The organism is Pseudomonas sp. TH32, assembly GCF_016650855.1.
In the GTDB taxonomy this organism is placed as follows: Bacteria; Pseudomonadota; Gammaproteobacteria; order Pseudomonadales; family Pseudomonadaceae; genus Aquipseudomonas.
The window spans coordinates 388,414-414,849 of sequence record NZ_JAEKFA010000001.1; the positions used below are offsets into that span (position 1 = coordinate 388,414).

General features: G+C 59.4%; 19 protein-coding genes. 7 read left to right on the plus strand and 12 right to left on the minus strand.

The annotated features are described in order from the left end of the window. Positions 1-210: 210 nt before the first annotated feature. Entirely contained in the window at positions 211-915 is a 705-nt protein-coding gene (gene treR, locus JFV30_RS01785) for a trehalose operon repressor (protein ID WP_169387175.1), read from the plus strand. Between the two features lie 57 nt (positions 916-972). Here the strand turns inward: treR and JFV30_RS01790 are convergent, their stop codons facing one another. After that, positions 973-2,205 carry a type II toxin-antitoxin system HipA family toxin gene (locus tag JFV30_RS01790; RefSeq protein ID WP_201121627.1) on the minus strand — a complete coding sequence of 411 codons (1,233 nt, stop codon included), beginning with the start codon at positions 2,203-2,205 and terminating at the stop codon, positions 973-975. Continuing rightward, the gene (locus JFV30_RS01795; RefSeq protein ID WP_201121628.1) at positions 2,198-2,443 is read right to left on the minus strand and encodes a helix-turn-helix domain-containing protein; all 246 of its coding nucleotides are present in this window, start codon (positions 2,441-2,443) and stop codon (positions 2,198-2,200) included. Before JFV30_RS01795 ends, JFV30_RS01790 begins: the two co-directional genes overlap by 8 nt. 557 nt (positions 2,444-3,000) lie before the next feature. Between JFV30_RS01795 and JFV30_RS01805 the strand changes: the two genes are divergently transcribed. Next, positions 3,001-5,073 carry a TerD family protein gene (locus tag JFV30_RS01805; protein ID WP_201121630.1) on the plus strand — a complete coding sequence of 691 codons (2,073 nt, stop codon included), beginning with the start codon at positions 3,001-3,003 and terminating at the stop codon, positions 5,071-5,073. 165 nt (positions 5,074-5,238) lie between these two features. Here the strand turns inward: JFV30_RS01805 and guaA are convergent, their stop codons facing one another. From guaA to JFV30_RS01825, 4 genes are all read right to left on the minus strand, one after another. Beyond that, positions 5,239-6,816, minus strand: a complete 1,578-nt coding sequence (gene guaA / locus JFV30_RS01810) for a glutamine-hydrolyzing GMP synthase (protein WP_003209644.1) — start codon at positions 6,814-6,816, stop codon at positions 5,239-5,241. A gap of 81 nt (positions 6,817-6,897) precedes the next feature. Further along, positions 6,898-8,367: an IMP dehydrogenase gene (guaB, locus tag JFV30_RS01815; protein ID WP_010176852.1), complete on the minus strand. Its 1,470-nt coding sequence runs from the start codon at positions 8,365-8,367 to the stop codon at positions 6,898-6,900. Positions 8,368-8,527: 160 nt separating this feature from the next. Next, entirely contained in the window at positions 8,528-9,076 is a 549-nt protein-coding gene (locus JFV30_RS01820; protein ID WP_003209647.1) for a hypothetical protein, read from the minus strand. A gap of 137 nt (positions 9,077-9,213) precedes the next feature. After that, the gene (locus JFV30_RS01825) at positions 9,214-9,981 is read right to left on the minus strand and encodes a sulfite exporter TauE/SafE family protein (RefSeq protein ID WP_201121631.1); all 768 of its coding nucleotides are present in this window, start codon (positions 9,979-9,981) and stop codon (positions 9,214-9,216) included. 99 nt (positions 9,982-10,080) lie between these two features. Here JFV30_RS01825 and JFV30_RS01830 point away from each other — a divergent pair, with 99 nt between their 5' ends. The 5 genes from JFV30_RS01830 to leuA all read left to right on the plus strand — a co-directional run bounded on the left by JFV30_RS01830 (position 10,081) and on the right by leuA (position 19,451). Continuing rightward, positions 10,081-10,971: a LysR substrate-binding domain-containing protein gene (locus JFV30_RS01830; protein WP_201121632.1), complete on the plus strand. Its 891-nt coding sequence runs from the start codon at positions 10,081-10,083 to the stop codon at positions 10,969-10,971. A 10-nt stretch (positions 10,972-10,981) separates the two neighbouring features. Continuing rightward, complete coding sequence (gene xseA, locus JFV30_RS01835; RefSeq protein WP_169387173.1) at positions 10,982-12,361, plus strand: exodeoxyribonuclease VII large subunit; 1,380 nt, start codon at positions 10,982-10,984, stop codon at positions 12,359-12,361. 3 nt (positions 12,362-12,364) lie between these two features. Beyond that, complete coding sequence (locus JFV30_RS01840; protein ID WP_010176856.1) at positions 12,365-13,186, plus strand: peptidoglycan DD-metalloendopeptidase family protein; 822 nt, start codon at positions 12,365-12,367, stop codon at positions 13,184-13,186. A 298-nt stretch (positions 13,187-13,484) separates the two neighbouring features. Further along, entirely contained in the window at positions 13,485-17,396 is a 3,912-nt protein-coding gene (locus JFV30_RS01845; RefSeq protein WP_342215020.1) for a membrane-targeted effector domain-containing toxin, read from the plus strand. Between the two features lie 375 nt (positions 17,397-17,771). After that, positions 17,772-19,451, plus strand: a complete 1,680-nt coding sequence (leuA, locus tag JFV30_RS01850) for a 2-isopropylmalate synthase (RefSeq protein WP_201121634.1) — start codon at positions 17,772-17,774, stop codon at positions 19,449-19,451. Positions 19,452-19,653: 202 nt separating this feature from the next. On the opposite strand, the gene JFV30_RS01855 is transcribed toward leuA, so the two are convergent. The 6 genes from JFV30_RS01855 to hisS all read right to left on the minus strand — a co-directional run bounded on the left by JFV30_RS01855 (position 19,654) and on the right by hisS (position 26,414). Then, on the minus strand, positions 19,654-20,445 hold the full coding sequence (locus JFV30_RS01855; protein ID WP_201121635.1) for an amidohydrolase: 792 nt from the start codon (positions 20,443-20,445) through the stop codon (positions 19,654-19,656). After that, entirely contained in the window at positions 20,433-21,581 is a 1,149-nt protein-coding gene (locus JFV30_RS01860; RefSeq protein ID WP_201121636.1) for a pyridoxal phosphate-dependent aminotransferase, read from the minus strand. Before JFV30_RS01860 ends, JFV30_RS01855 begins: the two co-directional genes overlap by 13 nt. A gap of 108 nt (positions 21,582-21,689) precedes the next feature. Further along, complete coding sequence (gene der, locus JFV30_RS01865; protein WP_003209661.1) at positions 21,690-23,159, minus strand: ribosome biogenesis GTPase Der; 1,470 nt, start codon at positions 23,157-23,159, stop codon at positions 21,690-21,692. Positions 23,160-23,298: 139 nt separating this feature from the next. Continuing rightward, complete coding sequence (gene bamB, locus JFV30_RS01870) at positions 23,299-24,450, minus strand: outer membrane protein assembly factor BamB (RefSeq protein WP_029616169.1); 1,152 nt, start codon at positions 24,448-24,450, stop codon at positions 23,299-23,301. Next, the gene (locus JFV30_RS01875; protein ID WP_010176862.1) at positions 24,443-25,084 is read right to left on the minus strand and encodes a YfgM family protein; all 642 of its coding nucleotides are present in this window, start codon (positions 25,082-25,084) and stop codon (positions 24,443-24,445) included. Before JFV30_RS01875 ends, bamB begins: the two co-directional genes overlap by 8 nt. A gap of 40 nt (positions 25,085-25,124) precedes the next feature. Next, the gene (hisS, locus tag JFV30_RS01880) at positions 25,125-26,414 is read right to left on the minus strand and encodes a histidine--tRNA ligase (RefSeq protein WP_003209664.1); all 1,290 of its coding nucleotides are present in this window, start codon (positions 26,412-26,414) and stop codon (positions 25,125-25,127) included. Between the last annotated feature and the right edge of the window lie 22 nt (positions 26,415-26,436).

A 26,436-nucleotide genomic window follows, 5' to 3' on the forward strand; every position in this document is an offset into this window, starting at 1 on the left:
TTGGGGGCGGTCAGAGGCAGCACGCCGAGGGCAAAAGTACTCGTCTGTACGAGTTAAAGCAACAACTCGTCTGTACGAGTTACAAATTGTCTATTTTTCTGATTTTCGAGTCAGGCGTCGCTGATTTACACATTCCGTCGAATGGACAAACCTGACCTCTGCCACTAAGGTTCGTGCCTTGAATGCAATCGCGGCACAGAGCCCTCCTCCATGAGCAAATACAACCAGATCTATACCGATCTGCTTGCCAGCATCACCACCGAACGCCTGCAACGCGGCACGCGCCTGCCCTCCGAAACAGAACTGATGGACGCCTACCAGGCCAGCCGTGGCACGGTGCGCCGGGCGATCGAGCAATTGCAGGAGCGCGGCTTCGCGCAAAAGATCCATGGCAAGGGCACCTTCGTGCTCTCACCCAACCCCATCGAGTTCCAGCTGGGCGGGATTGTCAGCTTTCGCGAAACCCATGCCGCGCTGGGAGACGATGTCAGCACCGAGGTGGTGGAGTTCAGCCAGTTCCCGCTGGAAGGCTCGCTGCTGCAACATATCGAAGCCGAAGCCGGCAGCCTGATTACCCGAGTCAAACGGGTACGGCGCATCGCGGGCAAACGGGTGATCCTCGACATCAACCACTTCGTCGCCGACCTGATTCCGGGGCTCGATCGAGAGATTGCCGAGCAGTCGATCTATGCGTTTATCGAGCAGACGCTGCAGCTGCAGATCAGCTATGCCCAGCGCACCATCGAAGCGCTGCCCCGGGGCAAGGACGATCAACTGCACCTGGACCTGGATGGGCAAAGCCATGTGATCGTGGTGAGCAACCAGACGTTTTTGCAGGATGGACGGCAGTTCGAGTACACCGAGTCGCGGCATACGCTGGATAAGTTTTACTTTTCGGATATTGCGCGGCGGTGAGGGAACAAAGCCGCTAGCGAGTCACCCAGCGCCCGGCAAAAAAAACCGGGCTTCTTATTACACAGCAATACTCCTCGCCAACCCTGCCGCCCAGGCAGCGGTCATCTTTTCCCCCACTGTGTCGAACGCTGGATGGGTGCTTCGATACTCGGAAAGCTCTTCCATGGCGAGGCTCATTCCATCACGCACCCTGGAGAGCAATTCGTTGCAGCGGGCCTCTGTCAAACCACAGGAACTACGCCCGAACTGAACCAGCATCTTGCGCTTTGGCCAGGCTTTCGAACCGCCGAGCAACAGTCCCATGATGTCGTTGCCGCTGTACACAGTGGTGGTCACCAGGTCGTAAGCAGGGGCGAGCCAAACGTCAGCATCCTCGGCACAGTTTTCATAAAGCAGGCCGAAGTTCTTCAAGTGCCCGTCACCGTTCTGGATACCGGCAGACAGCGCCACCATCATGAAGAAGTCTTCCAGCGTTCTGGTTATACGGCTTGGCGTGACAAAAGACCGGATCAGCTTTGCGCATCCCTGGTAACTGCCGTCGTACTTCTTCGCGGTTCCCCACCCCGACAGAACGCACATGTCCTCAAACCCGAGGTAGGCGCTTTCACCGATGTCGAACCGCTTCACCACCAGGAGCTTCCCTTGATGACTGAGCTGGAACTCAGGCACCTCAAGACCGCAATGCAACGCGGCCCGCATGCAGAAGAACTCATTGGCCGCCAGTTGCGGAAACTCTGCCTCGTTGAACGCCTTCACCAGGTGCGTGGCGCCCCGATGGGTGAGACGCTCAATGTCGGCGGCCCCATCGTCAACGTCGCGCACCAGCACCTTCGGTTGAACGCCCGATACCCCCGAGTAGGCCGCGTAGGTGCTCAGAAGGTCATTGAATAGATCTTGCGTCCCGTCATAAACCAACAGCTCGGCAAGCTTGACCTGAGGCAACGCCCCATCTCCGGCTTCATGGGCAACGCTGATGCGACCCAGTTGGTGCGGCCCCACAATGCCCAGCAAGGCGAAGTCGTCAAAGCCGCGCACTGACTTGCTGAAACGTCGCACCAGTTCGTCCTTGAGATGCCCCTCGGGGATGTGCATCTCGAACAGCGGGTGAATCCCATACTCCCAGTTGTAGCTTTCCAGGCGCACCGGCATGGTCAGGGAAACAGCGTTCTCGTCGGCGACTCCCTCGTTATAGGAAAAGACCGAATCACGCCGATTTTCTTCACGCCGCCCCAGCGTTCCGGCAGGTACGCCACCTGCGCCGATGTACAGCCGCTCACGTTGACTAGTCATGGACGTTTCCTGATTTCAGTTCATCGAGGGTTTTACGCCGACGCATGGGGATGGCGGTCAGTTCGTATCCCAAACCCTCAAGGATCGCAGCCACCTTGCGAATACCGATTTCAGGGACGGTGTTGTTCTCAATCCCCGAAATGGTTGCGCGACTCATGCCGTGCCGTTGCGCGAGCTGGCTTTGTGACAGGCCTGCGGCTTTGCGGAGATTCTTGATCAGGATTCCTAAATCGCCCACTTATCTGCATCCTATACAATGCATTAATAGATATAAATTAACATATGCACCGTATACGATGTAGCAAATCCTGAATAGTCCTTTATTTGGGTAAACGACCAGCTGCAGCTCTCGCTTAAACATTCGCATTCCGGAAACACGTGAAGTCGATGGTTTCCATCGCAAGCAGGGCCATGCCCCACGCGTGGCGACGGCAATCACCCAGCACGTCAACCGATTTTACCGACTGGAACTCCACAAACGCCTGACTGAGCTTGTGGGAACTCCACCGACCTTGAAGGCACACTTACTCAATCGTACCGCCACTCGTATGGTCGCTTAACCGCCCTATTATTCTGGCGAAGCAGCTTGTTACCGTTGAGATACGCAGCGACCTGACAAACAGATAAAACCTTTCGTAGAATGCCTTCGTGGCTATGGAACACCTTCCTTCTAACCTCTGATGACCTAGGGGTTCCGCTCTCCACACCGCGCCTGCTTCTTGCAGGCGTTTTTACATCAGTTGCAGAACAATGCTGCAGCTCGTCCACGACGGCGGCCAAGGGAGAAAATCAAGCATGAATCAGGAGCTGTTCCTGCGTCGCCGTAGCAAAGTTCACGTCCCGATGGGCACTGGCGGTGCCACTCGCGCTCAGGTCGCGTCGGCTGTCCGGGAAGTCGCGGCGTTCCGATGCGTACTATCAGAGCCTCTGATTGAGCAAATCGGCATGTTGTCAGCCACAGAGCTAAAGCACTGGCTGCGCGAAATTGTCGGAGTCCTTCGGCGGAAAAATGGCGCTCATGTACACCACAGGCCATTTTATCCAGACTTTCCAGAGCAGGTTCTGGCGGCCTCAGAGGCGGAGTTGTACCTTAACGCCGTCATACACTACCTCACGCGTTGGCGTTTACCCCCGACTGAACACCATCGACCTGCGATGCTTGAAGGCAATTTCATGTCCCGCGTTATCGAACCGGGAAGCGTCTCTGAATTCGAGTCACTGCTTGAGCCGCTGGTTTCATCGCGCACCTCGCTCTCCGAAGAGGAAACTGCCGATGTCGTCTGGTTTATCCGAAAGTACAAAAGCGATGTGTTCCGTCTGCTACCAGAGACCGTTCCGTTCCGGGAGATCCGTGCACAGGTTGGCGGCGCACTTATCCTGCATGTCGCCGGTGATGCACGGGTAGACGAATTCCTGGAACGAAACGTCGAAACGGCGACTGATGTACTACGACTCGCGGTCGCGCTGAGTGGAGGAGACGTGTCACTGACGACAGCTTCGACACGTTTCAAAGCGATGAAGCGCTCAATGCGCCGTCTGCTTTTGCGCCATCTCGACCAAATACCTAACGCTGCAGAAGACGTGATGCGACATGCTGAGCGATGGAAGCGCCTGGCCGAAGTACTGCATCCGGGCGACTACGCCGATAAGTACCCACGAGCACTAGCCGCCATAACGGCTGCACGTCGCAACGAAGCACCAGAGTCATTCGGATCACGTGTCGAAACATTGCTTGCCCAGCGTCACATCTCCACGCTTATGCCCATACTACAGAGCCGTCCTGGTGAGCTCGCACGACGGCTGGACGCGACCCTGAGGCGCTCGACGGAACCAGAGTCGGTTCTCGACGCGTTCGAAACGGTTGCGACGCAGGTGTCCTCACCTGTCCTGCTGCAGTTGCTGGCCCAGGTACGTGCGCCGCGCCCCCTCCCCCTGCGAGCCTTCACACCTAAAGGTGCATTTGCCAAAATCTATGGCATCAAGGATCGACGCGAACCTATTGCCCCCGACGTGTTGGCTCGTGCGGCCAGAATCTGCGAGGGCGCTCTCGTAACGCGTTTTTCGTCGCTACCACCACTCGGTCGCTGCTTCGTCGACCCAGCATTACGCGAATACAAGGTGCCGTTGGCGCAGCGTGCCTCATCGAAATCGCTACGCACGCTGGTGCGGGGCAGTCGGTTACCTATGCCTGACACACGTTTCATTCGCCTGTTCCTGTGGTGGAAGAACGGTCGTGAACGCACTGATATCGACTTGTCCGCAGCTTTTTTCGACGCCAACTTCGTATTCAAACAAACGGTCGCGTACTACAACTTGAAGGGCTTCGGCGGCTACCACAGTGGCGACATCGTCGACGCGCCCGAAGGGGCTTCGGAGTTCATCGACCTTGACCTCAATGTCCTCGTCGAGAAGGGTATCCGCTATGTCGTCACGTCTATCAACTCATTCACCGAACAGCCGTACTGTGACCTTCCAGAATGCTTCGCTGGCTGGATGGCCCGCGCCGACGCGGCGTCGGGTGAAGTATTCGAGCCGCGCTCCGTATTCGACCGTATCGATATCGCATCCGACACAGGAATCTGTCTGCCATTCGTGATGGACTTGCAGGAACGACGCATGATTTGGGCTGATCTGGGGCTGACGTCATCTCCGCGCTGGAACAACGTCCAGACCAACCTCAGTGGCGTATCGCTGATGCTGCGAGCCTTGGTACATACACCAAGGCCGGATTTGGAGACCCTGTTCGATTTACATGTTCGAGCAAGGGGAGAACGAGTAGCCACACCGCAGCAGGCAGAGGCGGTGTTTGCTCCTGATCAAGGGGTAACACCGTTCGATACGGATTTAATTCGATCACAGTTTCTCTAATACCTGCGCCAGCCTTTGCCGCTCATTGCAAGCGACAGCTCTGGCTTCAGAGCGTTGTACCCAAAAACAAAAATGCCAGTCAGCATAACTGACTGGCATAGGCTAAATCCCTTCCTGCGCTACTCCGAATCTAGCGCCGCACTCTAGTCAGTGCCGGGCGCCCTGTTACTCCCACTCAATCGTCGCCGGCGGCTTGCTCGACACGTCATACGTCACGCGCGAAATACCTTCGATCTCATTGATGATACGACCGCTGACGGTTTCCAGCAGTTCGTACGGCAGGTGTGCCCAACGGGCGGTCATGAAGTCGATGGTTTCCACCGCACGCAGGGCAACAACCCAGGCGTAACGACGGCCATCGCCTACAACACCCACCGACTTGACTGGCTGGAACACCACGAACGCCTGGCTGACTTTGTGGTACCAGTCGGCCTTGCGCAGTTCTTCGATGAAGATGTGGTCGGCGCGACGCAGCAGGTCGGCGTATTCCTTCTTCACTTCACCGAGGATCCGCACGCCCAGGCCCGGGCCCGGGAATGGGTGGCGGTAGACCATGTCGTACGGCAGGCCGAGTTCCAGGCCCAGGCGACGCACTTCGTCCTTGAACAGTTCACGCAGCGGTTCTACCAGCTTGAGGTTCATTTCCTCAGGCAGGCCACCCACGTTGTGGTGGGACTTGATCACGTGAGCCTTGCCGCTCTTGGCGCCAGCGGACTCGATCACGTCCGGGTAGATGGTGCCCTGGGCGAGGTACTTGATGTTGTCCAGTTTGTTGGACTGGGCATCGAATACGTCGATGAAGGTGCGGCCGATGATCTTGCGCTTCTTCTCCGGGTCGGACTCGCCGGCCAGGTTGTTCAGGAACTGGTCTTCAGCGTTGGCGCGGATCACCTTGACGCCCATGTTCTCGGCGAACATGGCCATCACTTGCTCGCCTTCGTGCAGGCGCAGCAGGCCGTTGTCGACGAAGACGCAGGTCAGTTGGTCGCCGATGGCCTTGTGCAGCAGGGCCGCGACCACGGAGGAGTCAACACCGCCGGACAGGCCCAGCAGGACGTTGTCGGTGCCGACCTGGGCTCGCACGTTGGCGATGGCGTCTTCAGCGATCTTCGACGGGGTCCACAGCGCTTCGCACTGGCAGATGTCGAGGATGAAGCGCGACAGGATGCGACCGCCTTGCTTGGTGTGGGTCACTTCCGGGTGGAACTGCACGCCGTAGTAGCCGCGCTCGTCGTTGAACATGCCGGCAATCGGGCAGCTCGGGGTGCTGGCCAGGATGTGGAAGTCTTCCGGCATCCGGGTGACCTTGTCACCGTGGCTCATCCATACGTCGAGGCCGAACAGGCCGTCGGCGTCGATGTGGTCTTCGATGCCGTCCAGCAGGCGGCTCTTGCCGACTACGTCGACACGGGCGTAACCGAATTCACGCAGCTCGGAACCTTCAACCTTGCCGCCCAGTTGCTCGGCCATGGTCTGCATGCCGTAGCAGATACCGAAGACCGGCACGCCCAGGTCAAACACTGCCTGCGGGCAACGCGGGCTGTTGGCTTCGTGCACGGACTCGGGGCCGCCGGCGAGAATGACGCCTTTTGGAGCGAATTCGCGAATCGCTTCGTCGTCCATGTCGAACGGATGCAGTTCGCAGTACACGCCGATTTCACGCACGCGGCGGGCGATCAGCTGGGTGTACTGGGAACCGAAGTCGAGGATCAGGATGCGGTGGGCGTGAATGTCGAGGGCCATGGAGTCAGTCTCGTCTATGTAATTCAGAAACAACTCGGGGCTGAAGAACAGCCCCGGTTACTTAACGTTTTGCTGGAAGCATCAACCTACGCGGTAGTTTGGCGCTTCCTTGGTGATCTGTACGTCGTGGACGTGGGATTCGGCCATGCCGGCACCAGTGATCCGCACGAACTCAGGCTTGGTGCGCATTTCTTCGATGTCGGCGCTGCCGGTGTAGCCCATCGAGGAACGCAGGCCGCCCATCAGTTGATGGATGATGGCGCTCAGGGTGCCCTTGTACGGAACACGCCCTTCAATGCCTTCCGGTACCAGCTTCTCGGCGCCCGCGGAGGAGTCCTGGAAGTACCGGTCGGAAGAACCTTGAGCCTGGGACATGGCGCCCAGGGAACCCATGCCACGGTAAGCCTTGTACGAACGCCCCTGAAACAGTTCGATCTCGCCTGGCGCTTCTTCAGTACCGGCGAACATCGAGCCCATCATCACGCAGGAAGCACCGGCCACGATGGCCTTGGACAGGTCACCCGAGAAACGGATGCCGCCGTCGGCGATCAACGGTACGCCAGTGCCTTCAAGGGCAGCGGCGACATTGGCGATGGCGCTGATTTGCGGCACGCCTACACCGGCAACGATACGGGTGGTGCAGATCGAGCCAGGGCCGATACCGACCTTGACCGCGTCTGCGCCCGCGGCAACCAGGGCCTTGGCGGCAGCGCCGGTGGCAATGTTGCCGCCGATCACTTGCACTTCAGGGAAATTCTCTTTGACCCAACGCACGCGGTCGATCACACCTTTGGAGTGACCGTGGGCAGTGTCGACCACCACCACGTCAACGCCGGCCGCTACCAGGGCCGAGACGCGCTCGCCGGTGTCCTTGCCGGTGCCGACCGCAGCGCCAACGCGCAGGCGACCTTGGTCGTCCTTGCTCGCCAGCGGGTAAGCCTTGGCTTTTTCGATGTCGTTGACGGTCATCATGCCTTTGAGGGCGAATTTGTCGTCGACGATCAGTACGCGTTCGATGCGGTGCTTGTGCAACAGCTCGCGAACGTCGTTCTTGTCGGCGCCTTCCTTGACAGTCACGAGGCGCTCTTTAGGCGTCATCACTTCACGGACGGTGACTTCAAGACGGTTCTCGAAACGCACGTCACGGGAAGTGACGATGCCGACCAGGTCGCCATCGTGCAGTACCGGAACGCCGGAGATGTTGTGCAGGCGGGTCAGGTCGAACAGGTCACGAACGGTGGCATCGGCCTCGATGGTGATCGGGTCCTTGACCACACCGGCTTCGTAACGCTTGACCTTGCGAACTTCGGCAGCTTGCTGCTCGATGGTCATGTTCTTGTGGATGATGCCGATGCCGCCTTCCTGAGCCATGGCGATTGCCAAACGGGCTTCGGTGACGGTGTCCATGGCAGCGGAAACCAGAGGAATATTCAGCTCGATGCCACGGGTTAGGCGGGTCTTGAGACTGACTTCGTTAGGAAGCACCTCGGAATAACCGGGCACGAGGAGAATGTCGTCGAATGTCAGAGCTTCTTGGCTGATACGCAGCATCGCGGGGGCTCCCGAGCGGGAAAATGGAAGCGCGCCATTATAGTCAGACACCCCTTCGGGTTCAATGTAAAACTCTGACAAACTTGGTAATACTGATAGAAGGATGATTCTTTCAGCACTGATCGCTCCCACGCGGGAGCGTGGGAACGACCACATCGGGTTAAAGCTCGACTTTGACCCAACTCATCTTCTGGTCAAGCCAGTCGGCAAATTCGTCGATAAAACTCTGCTTGAACCCCGCCTCTGCCCAGTTATTGAAGATGAATCCCAGGTTGGAGAAGCCGCATTCCTGCAGGAACAGAAAGCCGTTGATGTCGTCTTCATGCCCACACAGCGGGCAGGTGAAGTTGTCGGTATGGCCGGGCATCCAGTCTTCCAGGCTTTCGAATAGCGCTTCGCCGACTTCCTTGAGGCACTCGGGGCAGCCGGCTTCTTCGAGGAAACCCTTGGCCGGGGTGTAGATGCAGCGCTTGTAGATGATCTCCAGCCCGTTGATCGGCTCGTTGAACGGCAGTGCGTCGGGGTGCAGCACCACGGCGCGGGCACCGTCGGCCAGTGCGTAACCCATGCGATTGCCGGTGCGCCCGCAGGTGGTGAGTTCTTCCTTGACGATGTTCTTGCGCACCAGCCAGCGCACGATCGCCCGGGCGCGGGGTTCGTGGACAGGGAGCGTGGAGATTTTCGGGACAAGGATGCTTTGGGAATTCATGGGAGTCCTGCGGCGTGGCTACTGGCGCCTTCGCGAGCAAGCCCGCTCCCACAGGGGGAATGCGTTCCAAATGTGGGAGCGGGCTTGCTCGCGAAGAGGCCCTGAAGGCTGGCAGCTTAATCCCTGAAACAATCAGGTCAAGTACTCAAGTACCGGGCAATCAAGGCAATGCCGCTGGCCAGCACCAGCCAGGTCACCAACCGCACGAACGCCTCACGGGACATGCGAAGGGTCAGCCGCCGCCCCGCCCACAACCCGAGCGCCATGGCCGGCAACAGGCACACCGCCAACATCAACAAGGGTAGCTCGGCATACACGCCCGCGATCAAAAACAGGCTCAGGCGCACCACCGTGCTGCAACTGATCAACGCGCTTTGGGTCGCCCGCGCGCCCTCCTTGGGCAAGCGGCTGTTGAGGTAGATCGCATATAAAAAGCCGCCACTGCCGAACAACGCCCCAAAAAGCCCGCCGACAACCCCCATGGGAATCGCCCAACCCGCCGCCATCTGTGTGGGCTTGGCCTTCACCGCCAGGCTGTAGATCGCATAGGCGCTGATAAACAGCCCCATCAACAGCAGCAATAAATCAGAGTGCAGGTTAAGCAGGAAGATCACCCCAAGGGTGCAGCCAATTGCCATGCACGGCAGCAGCCGCAGCAATTCCGGTTTCACCACATCCCGTCGCGACTGCAGGAGGTTGCCGAAGGCCGCGACAAAGTCCAGCAGCACCAGCAGCGGGATGATTTTCGACAGCGGGATGAACAGAATCAGGATCGGCCCCGCCACCAGTGCGGTACCAAAACCCGCAATGCCGAACACGATATAGGCCAGGGCAATCGCCACGCCGATCACCAGCCAGTCCACACCGCCAAACGACCAGTGACTCAACAGTTCGACCGGGCTCATGAAGTATTCCTTATTGGAGATGGCCATCACTTTAGCCATTGGCGAGCGTTGCGACTAATATCTTCAAAGCCCGTCACTCATCTCGAAAAGGCATGACTTGTGATTTCCACCCGGCAATTGCGTTACTTCGTCGAAATCGCCGACAGCGGCAGCTTCAGCGCGGCAGCCGAACGGCTGTTTGTGGCGCAATCCGCCCTGAGCCGGCAGATCAAGGAGCTGGAAAACCTGCTGCAAACGCCACTGTTTGAGCGCACCGCACGCCAGCCAAGGCTGACGGCTGCGGGTGAGGCGTTTTATCCACGGGCACGCAACCTGCTGGGCGAACTGCTCAAGGCCGGTGAAATGGCGACGCAAGTGGGCAATGGCCAGCTCGGCACGTTGCGTATGAGCCATTCAAGCACGGTGCCGATGAGTGGCCGCCTGCTGCGGGGCATCGGTGCCTGGCTGGAACAGTGCCCGGGCGTGTCGATGGACATCGCCAAACTGTCCTCCGAAGCGCAGTTGGAAGAAATCGCCGACGGTCGGCTGGACGTCGGGCTGTTGCGCCTGCCGGTGTTGCGCCAGCGTGAAGGCGTGCGCACCGTGCCTTTATACAGCGAGCGTTTGTTATTGGCGGTGCCGCCGAATCATCGGTTGGCCGGGCACACATCCGGTATCGATTTGGCCCAACTGAAAAACGAAGCGTTTATTTCGATCCCTCACCCCCAGCGCGGAGGGCTGAGTTACCTGTCAGCCGAGTTGTGTATGCGTGCGGGATTTTTCCCCAAGGCCGCCCGGGTAATGTCGCGCAAGACCACGCAATTGCAGCTGATTCAGGCCGGATTCGGGATTGCCCTGCTGCCGGAGTCGATGCAAGACATCGCACCGGCCAATATTCATTTTTTGCCTCTGGCCGATCCCGATTGCCAAAGCACCGTCGCCCTCGCCTGCCAGCAAACGCCGAGTGCGCTGGTGGAGCAGTTCTGTCAAACCCTGCACGAATGCCTATAAACTGCCACCCATGATTAAAGATCCCTTTGCCCGTCTGGGCCTGGACCGTGAAGTCCTGACTGTCAGCCAGCTCAACGGCCGCGCGCGGGTGTTGCTGGAAGACGTGTTCACCAATATCTGGGTCGAAGGCGAGATCTCCAACCTCGCCCGCCCGGCCTCCGGCCACGTGTATTTCACCCTCAAGGACAGCGGCGCCCAGGTGCGTTGCGCGCTGTTCCGGCAGAACGCCGCACGGGTGCGCCAGGCGTTGAAAGACGGCCTGGCGGTAAAGGTACGGGGCAAGGTCTCGCTGTTTGAAGGCCGTGGCGACTATCAGTTGATTCTCGACACGGTGGAGCCGGCCGGTGATGGCGCGTTGCGCCTGGCCTTCGACGCGCTGAAGGAAAAACTCAGCGCCGAAGGCTTGTTCAGTGCCGAGCGCAAGGTGCCGCTGCCCGCCCACCCAAGGCGCATCGGGATTATCAGCTCGCCTACCGGCGCGGTGATTCGTGACATCATCAGCGTATTCCGCCGCCGGGCGCCCAACGTCGAACTGACGTTGATCCCGACGGCCGTGCAAGGCCGTGAGGCCGTGGCGCAAATCGTCCGCGCCCTGAAGCTGGCCGATGCCCGCGGCTTTGACGCGTTGATCCTGGCCCGTGGCGGCGGCTCGCTGGAAGACCTCTGGTGTTTCAACGAAGAAGCCGTAGCGCGTGCGGTGGACGCCTGCGTGACGCCCATCGTCAGTGCGGTCGGCCACGAGACCGATGTGTCCATCAGTGACTTTGTCGCCGACGTGCGTGCGCCTACCCCTTCCGCCGCTGCCGAGCTGTTAGCGCCGGATTCCAGTCACCTGACTCGCCAAGTAGAGAACCTGCACCGCCGCCTGGTGATGCTGATGCGCAACCGCCTGAGCCACGCCCGCCTGCGCCTGGAAGGCATGGCCCGTCGCCTGCGTCACCCGGGCGAACGCCTGCGCCAGCAAGCCCAGCGCCTCGACGACCTGGACATGCGCCTGCGCCGGGCCTTCGAGCGCAGCCTGAATACCCGTCGTGAACGCCTGATCCGCCTCGAAACCCGCCTCGCCGGCCAACACCCCGGCCGCCAATTGGCCTTGCTGCGCCAGCGCCTGGACAGCCTCGCCGAACGCCTGCCCCGTGCCATGCGCGAAGGCCTCAAGGCACGCCGCCTGCAACTGCAAAGCCAGGTGCAGACACTGCACGTGGTCAGCCCGCTGGCCACCCTCGGCCGCGGCTACAGCATCTTGCTCGACGAGCGCGGCCAGGCAATTCGCAACGCCGCACAAACCCATACCGGCCAGCGCCTAACCGCGCGCCTCGGTGAAGGCCAATTGCAGGTGCGGGTGGAAGACAACCACCTGACGCCCGTCACCCTCTCGTTACTGGATTGATTGATGCCACGTTTTTTAAGTGTGTTGATGTTGCTGTGCCTGACCTTCAATGCCCACGCCGACAGCTACATCACCCGGCTGCTGAACAAGCCGGTGCCCGGTGGCGTCGCGGTGATCGACCTCGGCACTTCTGCCACGGCGCCCAAGGCCACTTACCTGAACAGGCCGGTATTGGTGGTGAAGGAGCAGAACAACTGGCTGGCGATTGTCGGCATCCCGCTGACGGTCAAACCCGGCACCCAGCGCATCACCAGCGGCAGCCAGAACCTGCCGTTTATCGTGGGCTTCAAGAAGTACCCCGAACAGCACATCACCTTGAAGAACAAAAGCCAGGTGAACCCCGACCCGGCGCAACTCAAACGCATCGAAGGCGAGTTGGCGGTCCAGCTCAAGGCGTACCGCAGCTTCAGCCCGAACACGCCGAGCAACCTGTTGCTGGACAAGCCGGTGAACGGGCCGCTGTCGAGTAAGTTCGGCGTACGACGTTTCTTCAATGGTGAGGAGCGTAATCCGCATTCGGGCCTGGATTTTGCCGTGGGCGCCGGTACGCCGATCAAGACCCCGGCGGCGGGCAAGGTGATTCTCACCGGTAACTACTTCTTCAACGGCAACACCGTGTTTGTCGACCATGGCCAAGGCTTTATCAGCATGTTCTGCCATATGTCGAAGATTGATGTGAGCGTGGGCCAGCAACTGGCACGCGGTGCCGTGGTGGGCAAGGTCGGTTCCACCGGCCGGGCGACCGGGCCACACATGCACTGGAACATCAGCCTGAACGATGCACGGGTGGACCCGGCGATTTTTATCGGGGCGTTTCAGCCCTGAGTTCTGCGCTGCATCGACGCCGGTGCAGCGCAGTTTGCTTACATTTCCTGCAGGAACCAACCCACCGTGAATACTCACCTACCTGACGACTTACAAGGAGCGTAACAACATTCAAATACTGTGAGGTTTCCCTATGTTTGCTCTCGCTCAAACGTCGATGCAGCGTACCTCGATCCACCTCCCCGCCCTACCTACCGTCCCCCCAACCCCCGTCGTCAACACCAGCCCACCTGGCCTGTTGCCCGACTCGCCAGGAATACCTCCGGAGCAACGCTCAGCACTCGCAGACCATTTCAACGTGAGCGATCAGCAAGCCTTCATCACTCAACACGACACCCTCACGCACGCGATGCAACGGCTGCAGAGCCAGCAGCCGAACTTCAAGGATTTCCTGTTGCAGCAAGTGACAACGATGCTTGCCGACCAACCCCATCTCAATCCAGCAGAGCTGACCTTCAGGCGCTGGATCAGGCAGAGCGATGGCAGTATCAGAACGCTCTCTGAGCAACCTCTTCTGAAGGCACTGGATAAAAAGATTGCAGAACTGTCGAGCCAGCCTGGGAGGAATACTGACGAAGGCACCGGCGTGCAGTCGGGCGTATTCAGCCAAGGCACAGCCAGCCAACCGCCGGCACTCATCGACACAACGCACTCGTTAAACACCATCGCCCAACGCATCACCACACAATATCCCGAGGCGTCACTCGCCTTCTGGACAACACCGCGCCCGTCGAAAACAAACCCGCCGGTACTGAAGACGCCGCAGGACGAACTGTTGACCCTGCACAAGCGCCAACTGTCGACACTGGCGGCACTGCGCGCAAGCGACGGCACCCTGAGCCCGGCAGGCAAACAACTGATCGACGCCGCGCTGCAATACCCCACTCTCGTCGAACGGGAGAAAGTCTTTGCCGATGGCGCCCGTCCGGGTGTGTATCCGCTCACCCTGGATGACGGCACCGAGCGTGGTGCTTTACTCGCAGGCACCTTTCTCATCACTCAGACTGACGGGTCCTTCGCCACTCCGCCGGCCTGGCCCAAAGGCAGATCCCTGGCGCTCAACGATGCCAATGGCCCGGTCGTACTCTATACACCCGGCGAGGGATTCGAAGAGTTCGCAACCTCCGCCCAGGCACGCGAAACGTTGGCGCAACGCCTGGATCAAGGCGGAACAGGCGCCGAGCTGCTGTTACAGACGCTACCGCTATCGTTGCAAAACCGGTCGAACCCACCCACCGGGGACGACCTGATGCTCAGCGCCGAGCCTCTGGCCGGGGAGGTGCTGGCCGAAGGCTTGCCTGAGATGCTCAAGCGCCAGCAGGCCGAAATCAACACGGGCTTTGCCAATATATCCCCCCAATCCACCACGCCATTACACCAAGCCATTGATGAGGCTGCCGACTGGTCATACCTGCTTGATGGCAGCAATGCCATGCAGGCACGCAACCAGAAACTGGCCGACAAACTGCAACCTGAATGGCTGAGAAACTTGCAGCCGGTTCACTACGAACTGTTCAAAAAGTTGGAACATGCCGAGGAAAAAAGCCAGGACAGGTTGACTCCACTTCTGGAAAGCATTCCCTCATTGACCGAGTTTTCCCGGGACAAGATGAATGAGGCGATCAGAAAACTGTACCCAACCGCTCAGGTGAATGCTGACCAATTGAGGGTTCAGGTGCAAAGCAAAACCAGCACTCATACAGGCCGTCCCAGCGGTCACGAGTCACGCTCAGTAAACAACGCGCAGCTATCACTGACTGACCTGGGGTTGAAGAACCCTACTGAGTTTCCAGCCGGCGAGAGCGCAACCCATACCCAGATCACTTTCACGCTGCCCTTGAACGATACCCAAGGCAGACCGATTCTGGACGCTGCCGGCAAACCGGTGGTTCTGGACACGGACCAGCTAAAAACACTGGTCAATACCGCCGATGTCGGTGGCGAATACACCAAGCTGCTCAAACAACAGCTAGCCACAGATGCAGACTCAGGGCCTGCGGGCGTGGTACGCAACACCTGGAAAGCCACCCTGGCCGACGTGATGGAAAAAGAGGCGTTTCTCGCAGACCTCAACCCCGATGCCTATACCGCCAACGCCACTACCGAGACCACTACCAAACGTGGCGCACAGTGGGTTCGCGCGGTACTTGATCATCCCGAGCCGGCAAACCGCCCCACGGTGGATGGAAAGGCCATCATCACCAACACGCTCGTCCAGCATGGCTTAACGGTGCAAGGCGTCATGGTCATCAGCAACCAGATCGACGCTTCGCTGGTGTTGTACACCCCGAACGCGCCAGACGGCGTGGCCTTTCGCGAAGTGGCGGACCAGAATGCACTGAGCACCTTGCTCGAAAAGCCACAATGGAAACTCTACACCGCTGGCCGGAAGTCGCCAGTCGAGAAGAGCGACATCGATAAATACACACAAAAAATAAAATCGAATCCGCTCAACCTACTGACTAACCCTTTGTCCTCCCTGGAGCTCTTGATCGGCGCTGCGAAGCTCAAGGGCGGCGCCACACTCCACCCCATCACCGGAAACGTGCAGGATGAGCTGTACAAACAGCAGGTCCAAATGCTGATAGACAAGGCGGATTATCAGTCCGTCAGCAGCGCGGAAGTCGCGACACAATCAACAACCAACAAGATTCAATTCGGCATTGAGGTAGCCTCTATATTCCTGGATCTGTTGCCGGTAGTTGGTAAAGGCCTGTCGACGGGCCTGCGACTAGGCAAAGCAGGCGTGACGGCCCTGCGGGCCAACGCCAAGGTACTGCCAGGGCTGCTCAAGAAGCCTGGCCTGGGACGTGCGATCTACGCTGATTTTACAACCTCCGCGGCGGGCATCCCGCTGTTTCGCAGCGCGCCGCTGCGGCCGGTAAACAAGGCTTCGATGGCAATCGCTGGAAGCAGTAAAATACCCTTTGCGCAGCGAGCCTTGACGCCAGCGCCAGGCTCATTGCCCGCAGGTACTTCAACCGGCACGCCCGCACCCTCCTTACCCAAGCTACCGAGCCGCGACCTCGGCGCTTACACCGTCCCCGACAGCACGATCAAGGATCACCCCTTAAGAACGGACGGTACCTATAACGTTGGCGACAATTGGTACATTCGCTATACCGACAGCAGAGGGACCCACGATGTTTATCAGATCGACTCAGCGTTCCATGCGCGTAACGGGCAGGTCAATATCGTCGATCCCAATGCACCGCTGAGCGCCCCGAAAAGCAGCCGCATCAAGGCTTCCCTGGAGTCTGCCGGTAACGGGGAATGGCGCCTGAGCGAATTGCCGAGAGGCCGTCGCCACCGGGGAAGACCCACGCCGCCGCCTGATGACTATATGGACCGGATCATTACCGGAAAGGGTGCGAATGACTTTACTGATGCCAGCGGTGCAACGATTGGGCACATCAGGCGCTGGTTCAAACGGGACATGCAAGACTTCTACACCAGCATGGCCAACGGGCAGATGCCTGTTCGCCCTCAGCTAGCGCCGATAGACATTAATGCCACGCCCAAGAGCGCCGTTCAAAGTGCCCTGGCACAGCCGGATGTTAGGGGGTTGGTATTCGGAGAGGTGCACTACGAACCTGCCACGTTTCAACTCCTGATTGACCAAATGCAGACATTCAAAAACAGTGGAGTGACCGTTCTTTACATGGAAAACACGCTCTTTCTTCAGAAAGGGCCGGGGTTTGGCGCAGGCGCCTATACACCATCAGATGCCGTTTATGCATCGCCAAGAGTCTACGATGGAGCCTACTCACCAACGAGCCCAATAGTGTCGGATGTTATTGAGGCGGCAGAAAAAAACGGTATCAAGGTCATAGGCCTCGAGCATAGAGAGCTGACAATGCACAGCGATAACTGGATTAGCAGAATAAGCAATTCACGCTTCTACGATGACCGCTTGCAAGAGTTCAATTATGCCGCTACCCAGCTTATCAATCAGACCCCGGCAGGTGAGAAATACGTCGCGGTTGTCGGCAAGGCGCACATGAATACCTATGACAATATTCCCGGTATCTCGGAGTTAACCGCAGGCGTAAGCGTCTCGATCAGCCCAACACCAAAAGGTGTGTCGACTATCGTCAGCCAGCCGCCCCATACCCCTCCACCCCCGCTCAAGCTGCTGCACGGCACCAGCATCCCTGAGCCAATCGGTGACATTCATATTGACTACAACATTGACAAGATCACCTTGTAGGTTCCTTACCGTATAGCCAACCAGGGTCGCGCCGCCCATAGCGGCGCAACCCACCATTCAAGATTGCGCACCAGCAAAATGAACAGCAATAAAAACAAAGAATATTAATAAAAGAAACAATAAAAAATTGAAAAACCCGAATAACTTGGAAATTATCTCAATTTTTTTCACGGCTTGCCATCTTAACGCCTCACGGTTAGGGTTGGACCTATGAAAACCTCTCACACCCTCATTCAGCTCCGCCAGCACCGCAGCCTGTGCCTCGTCAGCGCACGACTGCCAGGCTGAATCGATCTGCCTCGTCTTTTGCTTTATCCCCAATAACAGTTTTACGGCAGGCCGCCTTTTCTCGGCCCTTAAACAAAGGATTTCCCGATGAGCATGCTCAAAGACCCGTCTTCGAAGTACCGCGCGTTCCCGACCATTGATATCCCGGACCGCACCTGGCCGTCGAAGACCATCACCGCCGCGCCGATCTGGTGCAGTTCCGACTTGCGCGACGGCAACCAGTCGCTGATCGAACCGATGGACGCGGTGAAAAAGCTGCGTTTCTGGAAGACCCTGGTCGCCGTCGGTGTAAAAGAAATCGAAGCCTCCTTCCCGGCCGCCTCGCAAACCGACTTCGACTTCGTGCGCACCCTGATCGAAGACAACCACATCCCCGCGGACACCACCATCCAGGTGCTGACCCAGGGCCGTGAAGACTTGATCGCACGCACGTTCGAATCCCTGCGCGGCGCGAAGAAAGCCATCGTTCACTTGTACAACGCCACCTCGCCGTCGTTCCGCCGCATCGTGTTCAACCAGGACAAGGACGGCATCAAGGCCATCGCGGTCAACGCGGCCAAACTGTTCGTCAAATACGCCGCCCAGCAGCCGGAAACCCAGTGGACGTTCGAGTACTCGCCAGAGACCTTCAGCGCCACTGAGCTGGAGTTCGCCAAGGAAGTCTGTGACGCGGTGATCGAGGTCTGGAACCCGACGCCCGAGCACAAGGTGATCCTCAACCTGCCCGCTACTGTGGAATGTGCCACCCCGAACATCTATGCCGACCAGATCGAGTGGTTCGGTCGCCATATCAACCGTCGTGACAGCGTGATCATCAGCCTGCACACCCACAACGACCGTGGCACTGGCGTCGCCGCCACCGAGCTGGGCCTGATGGCTGGCGCTGATCGCGTCGAAGGCTGCCTGTTCGGCAACGGCGAGCGTACCGGTAACGTCGACCTGGTGACGGTGGCGTTGAACATGTACACCCAAGGCCTCGACCCGCAGCTGGACTTCTCCGACATCGACGGCATCCGCAAGGTCGTCGAAGAGTGCAACCAGATCCCGGTGCACCCGCGTCACCCGTATGTTGGCGACCTGGTTCACACCGCCTTCTCCGGCTCCCACCAGGACGCGATCCGCAAGGGCTTCACCCAGCAGAAAGACGACGCCCTGTGGGAGGTGCCGTACTTGCCGATCGACCCGGCCGACATCGGCCGCAGCTACGAGGCGGTGATCCGCGTCAACAGCCAGTCGGGCAAAGGCGGCATCGCCTATCTGCTGGAGCAGGAATACGGCATCAGCTTGCCGCGCCGCATGCAGATCGAGTTCAGCCAGGTGGTACAGGCCGAAACCGACCGTGTGGGCCTGGAGATGACTGCCGCGCAGATCTACAGCTTGTTGCAGCGTGAATACCTGCAAGCCAACACGCCGTACGCGCTGGTGAGCCATCGCCTGCAGGAAGAGAACGGCAACAGCTCGGTGGAAGTTGAAGTCTCCGGCAAGGGCCAGGGCGAAACCAACCTGCGCTGGCACGGTAAAGGCAACGGCGCCCTGGAAGCGCTGGTGGCCGGGCTGCCGATTGGCGTGGAGATCATGGACTACAACGAACACGCGATTGGCGCGGGCACCCATGCCAAGGCAGCGGCCTACATCGAGCTGCGAGTGAACGGTGAGCGTCCGGTGCACGGCGTGGGTATTGATGAAAACATCACCACGGCGAGCTTCAAAGCCGTGTTCAGCGCGCTGAACCGTTCGTTGAGCCAGCTGGAAGCGAAAGCGGCGTAAGCACTCAACGCTGACATACAAAAGGCCCCGGGATGAGAATCCAGGGGCCTTTTTTGTGGAGTTCGAAATTTGTGGTGACTGTCAGGGCCTCTTCTCGGGCAAGCCCGGCTCCCACAGGGGAATGCATTCCTCCAGACAACTCAGATCAACTGTGGGAGCCGGGCTTGCCCGCGATAGCGATCTCCCACGCGATGGAGGTCCTTCAGGTGAACTCAAAGCTGTCCGCATCCAGGTTCGCCGGGAAGCGTGTGCGGTACGCTGCCAATTCCGCTGCATCCAGGCACACCTGGAACACCCCGTCCGCCTCCCCTGCACTCAGCAGGCTTTCTCCCTGGAAGTCCACGACCTGGCTGTCACCGGTGTAGGCAAAGCCCTTACCGTCGGTGCCCACTCGATTCACCGCCGCCACGTAGCACAGGTTTTCGATGGCCCGGGCCGGCAGCAGGCGGTTCCAGTGCTGGCGTCGTGCGCCCGGCCAGTTGGCGGTGTACAGCAGCAGGTCCGTGTCCTCGGCATCACGGCTCCATACCGGGAAGCGCAGGTCGTAGCAGATCAGCGGACGAATCCGCCAGCCCTTGAGTTCGAACTGCACCTGGCGCTCGCCGGGGGTGTAGTGGTCGTGCTCACCGGCCATGCGGAACAGGTGCCGCTTGTCGTAGTGCAACACCTCGCCATCCGGGCGCGCCCACAGCAGGCGGTTGCGGTGGCTGCGATCGGCGGCCTGGATGATCACGCTGCCGGTGATCACGGCGTTGTACTTCTTCGCCTGAGCCTGCAGCCATTGATGGGTGGGACCGTTTTCAGGTTCGGCGAGGGTTTGCGACTCCATCGAGAAACCGGTGGTGAACATCTCCGGCAGCACGATCAGGTCGGCGCCGCTTGCCTGCTCCAGCAGCAGCTCGAAATGCTCCAGGTTGGCCTGGCGGTCGTGCCAGGCCAGGGTGGTTTGCACCAAAGCAATGTTCAGGTTGGGCAGTGCACTCAGATCACGCATAGTTTCTCGGCTGCTTGACGCAGCGTCTCCTCGCGTTTGGCAAAGCACAGTCGCACCAGGCGCTGGCTTTGCGGTGGGTTCTGGTAGAACACCGAGACCGGGATGGTGGCCACGCCATGTTCGCGGGTCATCCACAGTGACATGGCGACGTCATCCAGGTCCGGGCGAATCTGTGAGTAATCCACCAGTTGAAAGTAAGTACCGGCCACCCGGGTAAAGCTGAAACGCGACGGTTCCAGCAGGTCGCAGAACAGGTCGCGCTTGGCTTGATAAAACGCCGGCAGTTCCTCGACGTGTTCCGGGTGTTCGGCCATGAAGTCTGCCAAAGCGTACTGCAACGGGGTCACACCGCAAAAGTTGACATATTGATGCACCTTGCGCAGTTCGGCGCTAAGGGCCGGGGGCGCGATCACGTAGCCGGTTTTCCAGCCGGTGACGTGGTAGGTCTTGCCGAAGGAGCTGACCACGAAGGCACGCTGGTACAGCTCTTCGTGGGCCAGCACGCTGACGTGGGGCACACCGTCAAATACCAGGTGCTCGTAGACCTCGTCGCTGACCAGGTAGATATCCCGGTCGCGGATCAACTCGGCCAACTGGTCCAGCTCGGCACGGCTGATCAGGGCGCCGGTGGGGTTGTGGGGGCTGTTGAGGATGATCATGCGGGTGCGCGGTGACAGCGCGGCACGCAGTCGCTCGAAGTCCAGGGCGAAGTCAGCCAGGCCCAGTTGCACATGCACGCAGCGACCGCCTGCCAGTTCTACCGACGGCTCGTAGCTGTCGTAGGCAGGATCGAACACGATGACTTCATCACCGCTGCGAATCACCGCCTGGATCGCACAGAAGATCGCCTCGGTGGCGCCAGGGGTGATGGTCACTTCGCTGTCGGCATTCACCGTGGCGCCATAGCTGCGGGCGATCTTGGCCGCCACTTGCTGGCGCAGCACCGGCAGGCCGGTCATGGGCGCGTATTGGTTATGGCCGAGGGCAATGTGCTTGCCCACCGCATCGAGCAAACCTTGCGGCCCGTTGAAGTCGGGAAAACCTTGAGACAGGTTGAGCGCACCGGTTTCGGCGGCGAGTTGCGACATGGTGGTGAAGATGGTGGTGCCGACATTCGGCAGCTTGCTGGTGATCATCGGTGCGCCCCTTGCGGTGAGCCCCAAGTTTTAAGCTGCATGCCGCGTAGGGTCAACCGCCAGGCACAAAAAAGGGCTCTGAAAGAGCCCTTTTTTAACCGATCAGGATCAGCGCTTGTCGCGGCGCTTTTTGTCGGCTTTCTTGTGGTGCGTCATCATCCGGCGCTTTTTGTTTACCTGGCGGTCGGTGAGGCTGTTCTTGTTACCTTCGTACGGGTTCTCGCCACCCTTGAACTCGATACGGATCGGCGTACCGACCAGTTTCAAGACACGGCGATAGGTGTTTTCCAGGTAACGCACGTAGGACTTCGGCACTTTCTCCAGCTGGTTACCGTGGATCACGATAATCGGCGGGTTGGCACCACCCAAGTGGGCGTAGCGCAGCTTGATCCGACGGTTGTTGACCATCGGTGGCGCGTGCTCGCTGACCGCATCTTCAAGAATCTGGGTCAGGCGGTTGGTCGGCCAGCGGGTGACCGCGGACTTGAACGAGTTCTGCACCGACGCGTAGAGGTTGCCCACGCCGGTACCGTGCAGTGCCGAGATAAAGTGAATATCGGCGAACTCGACGAAGAACAGACGACGCTGCAGCTCGACCTTGACGTAGTCGCGCTCGCTTGGCGTCATGCCGTCCCACTTGTTGATCGCAATCACCAGGGCGCGACCGGCTTCCAGGGCAAAGCCCAGCAAGTTCAGGTCGTGGTCTACCACGCCTTCGCGGGCGTCCATGACGAAGATCACCACGTTGGCGTCTTTGATCGCCTGCAGGGTTTTCACCACGGAGAACTTTTCAACTTCCTCGTGGATCTTGCCGCGCTTGCGCACACCGGCGGTGTCGATCAGCGTGTACTTCTCGTCGTTACGCTCGAACGGGATGTAGATACTGTCGCGGGTGGTGCCGGGCTCGTCATAGACGATGACCCGGTCTTCACCGAGCATACGGTTGACCAGGGTCGACTTGCCGACGTTCGGGCGTCCGATGATCGCGATCTTGATACCGTCTTTTTCGCTTGGGCCAGGAATGCGCTTGGCTTCCTCGCCTTCGGCAACGATCTCTTCTTCGCCTTCGACTTCATCCACGTCATCACGCGGGAAGTCGCGCAGGGCGATTTCCAGCATCTGGGTGATGCCGCGACCGTGAGCACCGGCGATCGGGATCGCGTCGCCCAGGCCCATCGGGCTGAATTCGGCGCGGGCCATTTCAGGATCGATGTTGTCGATCTTGTTGGCCACCACGTAGGAACGCTTGTTGCGCTTGCGCAGGTGCTCGCCAATCATTTGGTCAGCGGCGGTGTAGCCCGCGCGGGCGTCCACCAGGAACAACACGACATCGGCTTCTTCAATGGCCAGCAGCGACTGCTCGGCCATCTTTTCGTCCATGCCATGCTCGTCACCGGAGATACCACCGGTGTCGACAATAATGTAGGAGCGCCCTTGCCACTTTGCCTCACCGTATTGGCGATCACGGGTCAGACCGGACAAGTCGCCGACGATGGCGTCGCGAGTCCTGGTCAGGCGGTTGAACAAGGTGGACTTGCCGACGTTCGGTCGGCCCACCAGGGCGATTACGGGAACCATGCGGCTCTCCACTTCGTTATTTCAGAAAATACAAAAGCCGCTGCAAGGCAGCGGCTGGTGCTCGGGGCAGCGCTCGGAAGCGCCGCATGCCCTGCCGAAGCAGGGCCGCCTGGGAATTACCCCAAGCATAGTCAAACCATTACTTGATGGTCAGCGCTTCCAGTTTGCCGCTGTTGCCATACACGTAAAGCATGTTACCTACCACCAGCGGACGGGCACGCAGGCCGTCGCTGTCGATGCGTTCGCGACCGACGAAGCGACCGTCTACCTGGCTCAGCAGGTGCAGGTAACCTTCAAAGTCACCTACCGCTACGTAGCTGGAGAACACTTCCGGTGCCGACAGTTGACGGCGGGCCAGGGAGTCGTTGCTCCACAATGCAGTGGTGGAACGCTCGTCGACACTTTCAACCGTGCCGGACGCCAGGCTTACGTAGACGCTGCCAAACCCTTGGGCGACACCGGCGTAGCTGGAAGCATCACGCTGCCAGTTGATCCGGCCGCTTTGCACGTCCAGTGCCGCAACACGACCCTGATAAGTGGCGACGTAGAGGGTATCACCCGACAGCAGCAAGCCACCGTCGATGTCCACTACGCGGTCCAGTTCCGAACGACCTTGAGGGATCGCGACCCGGGTTTCCCAGGCCGGCACGCCGTTCTGGGTGTCCAGGGCGACCACTTTACCGGTCGACAGGCCTGCCAGTGCCAGGTTGCTGGTCACAACCGGACCGCTGGTACCGCGCAAGGTCAACACCGCCGGCGTGCTGTCGTACAACCAGCGCTGGTTACCGGTGGCGGCGTCGAGGCCGATCACACGGTCATCCTGGGTCTGGACGACAACGACGTCACCGTTGGTAGCCGGTGGCGAGAGCACTTCACTGGTCACGCGAGCGCGCCATTTCTCTTCACCGGTGCTCGAATCCAGCGCCACGACGTCGCCTTTCAGCGTGCCGAGCATCACCATGCCAGAACCCACGCCAACGGCGCCGGACACAGGCAATTCGAGGTCTTTCTTCCACTTGACGTCGCCGTTCATGCGATCCATGGAGACCACAACGCCGGTGGAGTCAGCGGCGAAGATGGTGTCACCGTCGATCGCCGGGACCATCAGGTTGTAAAGATCGCCCTGACCGTCACCAATGGAGCGGCTCCACTGCTTTTGCAGGACCACTTCTTCCTTGAAGCTGGTCAGCTCGGCCGGAGGCAGTTCTTTTTTGCTGTTGCTGCTGCAACCCGCGGCCAAAACGGCCAGAGCCAGCAATGCTGCATGTTTCCAACGGATCACGTCACGCATCCCCTTTGGCCAAGTCGTCGAGCTTGATTTGTAAGCCACCGACCGCCGCTTCATCAGACAGCGCCGCCTTGGCTTTTTGGTACGCAGCATTGGCTTCGTCGGTACGACCCAATTGGACCAGCAGGTCGCCCTTGAGCTCTTCACGAGTAGCCAGGAATGCCTTGTCAGCATCGCCGTCGAGCAGTTTCAGTGCGTCGTCGGCCTTGTTCTGTGCCGCCAGTACCTGAGCCAGACGCTGACGTGCGATTTCACCCAGTGTCGGGTTGGCCGGCTTGTCGGTGATGGCTTTCAGCTCGGAGGCTGCGTCATCCAGCTTGCCGTTGTCGACCGCAACTTTTGCGACGAACAGGCTGCCGTATTGCGCGTAGGTGCTACCGCCGAATTCGCTCTTCAGCTTGCCGGCCAGGTCCGCCACTTGGGCGAGGTCCGGCTTGCCGTTTGGCGTCAGCGTGGTTTCCAGCAATTGCTGATAGATAATCGAGGCGCCTTGCGACTGGTTAGCCTGATACTTGTGCCAGGCTTGCCAGCCGAACACCACTACTAAAGCCAGCAAACCGCCAGTGACCAGGGGCTTGCCGTTGCGCTGCCACCAGTCTTTGAACTCGGCCAGCTGGTCATCATCAGTACTCGACACCCCAATACTCCTTAATCGCTAAATCGGCTGTTTGACAGCTTCAACCCTGCACGATGCAGGTGGCCAGGTGCGCTGCAAGCGCATCAAAGGCAATGCTTTGTTGTTCACCCTGACCACGCAGGGGTTTGAAACTTACCACTTGCTGGGCCAACTCATCATCACCCAGGATCAGTGCATACAGCGCACCGCTCTTGTCGGCTTTCTTGAACTGGCTTTTGAAGCTGCCGGCGCCGGCATTGACCTGCAGGCGCAGGTTCGGCAGTTGGTCGCGCAGCTTCTCGCTCAGGGCCAGGGCAGCCAGTTCGGCCGCCTCGCCAAAGGCACAGAAGTACACGTCCACCTGACGGGAGATTTCTTCGGGAACCTGCTCCAGGGTTTCCAGCAGCAGGATCAGCCGCTCGATGCCCATGGCGAAACCGACACCGGTGGTCGGCTTGCCGCCCATCTGCTCGACCAGGCCGTCGTAACGGCCACCGGCACACACGGTGCCCTGGGCGCCGAGCTTGTCGGTGACCCACTCGAACACGGTCTTGCTGTAGTAATCGAGGCCACGCACCAGTTTGGGATTGATGACGTAAGGAATACCGGCCGCATCCAGGCGAGCCTTGAGGCCCTCGAAGTGGATACGGGATTCGTCGTCCAGGTAGTCGGCCATTTTTGGCGCGTCCACGAGTACGGCCTGGGTCTCGGCGTTCTTGGTGTCCAGTACCCGCAGCGGGTTGGTTTTCAGACGGCGCTGGCTGTCTTCGTCCAGCTTGTCCAGGTGAGCCGACAGGAATTCGACCAGGGCTTCGCGGTAGCGACCCCGGGATTCGCTGGTGCCCAGGCTGTTGAGCTCAAGCTTCACTGCGTCACGGATGCCCAGCATGCCCCACAGGCGCCAGGTCAGTACGATCAGCTCGGCGTCGATGTCCGGACCGTCGAGGTTGAACACTTCCAGGCCGATCTGGTGGAACTGGCGATAACGGCCTTTTTGCGGACGTTCGTGGCGGAACATCGGGCCGATGTACCAAAGCTTCTGCGGCTGGCCACCGCCGGTCAGGCCATGTTCCAGCACCGCACGCACGCAGGCGGCAGTACCTTCCGGACGCAGGGTCAGGGAGTCGCCGTTACGGTCTTCGAAGGTGTACATCTCTTTTTCGACGATGTCGGTCACTTCACCGATGGAGCGCTTGAACAGCTCGGTGAACTCGACGATCGGCATGCGGATCTGCTTGTAACCGTAGTTATCCAGCAGGCGCGCGACAGTGCCCTCGAAGTAGCGCCACAGGGGCGTCTGCTCAGGCAGGATGTCGTTCATGCCACGAATGGCTTGCAGAGACTTGCTCACATCAAATCCTTAAATTCGTTCG

Coding starts and splice junctions, on each gene's coding strand:
- JFV30_RS01820 (WP_003209647.1), bottom strand. CDS start 9,076: ATGAATTCCCAAAGCATCCTTGTCCCGAAAATCTCCACGCTCCCTGTC.
- leuA (WP_201121634.1), top strand. CDS start 17,772: ATGAGCATGCTCAAAGACCCGTCTTCGAAGTACCGCGCGTTCCCGACC.
- JFV30_RS01855 (WP_201121635.1), bottom strand. CDS start 20,445: ATGCGTGATCTGAGTGCACTGCCCAACCTGAACATTGCTTTGGTGCAA.
- guaB (WP_010176852.1), bottom strand. CDS start 8,367: ATGCTGCGTATCAGCCAAGAAGCTCTGACATTCGACGACATTCTCCTC.
- JFV30_RS01840 (WP_010176856.1), top strand. CDS start 12,365: ATGCCACGTTTTTTAAGTGTGTTGATGTTGCTGTGCCTGACCTTCAAT.
- treR (WP_169387175.1), top strand. CDS start 211: ATGAGCAAATACAACCAGATCTATACCGATCTGCTTGCCAGCATCACC.
- guaA (WP_003209644.1), bottom strand. CDS start 6,816: ATGGCCCTCGACATTCACGCCCACCGCATCCTGATCCTCGACTTCGGT.
- der (WP_003209661.1), bottom strand. CDS start 23,159: ATGGTTCCCGTAATCGCCCTGGTGGGCCGACCGAACGTCGGCAAGTCC.
- JFV30_RS01825 (WP_201121631.1), bottom strand. CDS start 9,981: ATGAGCCCGGTCGAACTGTTGAGTCACTGGTCGTTTGGCGGTGTGGAC.
- JFV30_RS01860 (WP_201121636.1), bottom strand. CDS start 21,581: ATGATCACCAGCAAGCTGCCGAATGTCGGCACCACCATCTTCACCACC.
- JFV30_RS01790 (WP_201121627.1), bottom strand. CDS start 2,205: ATGACTAGTCAACGTGAGCGGCTGTACATCGGCGCAGGTGGCGTACCT.
- JFV30_RS01805 (WP_201121630.1), top strand. CDS start 3,001: ATGAATCAGGAGCTGTTCCTGCGTCGCCGTAGCAAAGTTCACGTCCCG.
- xseA (WP_169387173.1), top strand. CDS start 10,982: ATGATTAAAGATCCCTTTGCCCGTCTGGGCCTGGACCGTGAAGTCCTG.
- bamB (WP_029616169.1), bottom strand. CDS start 24,450: ATGCGTGACGTGATCCGTTGGAAACATGCAGCATTGCTGGCTCTGGCC.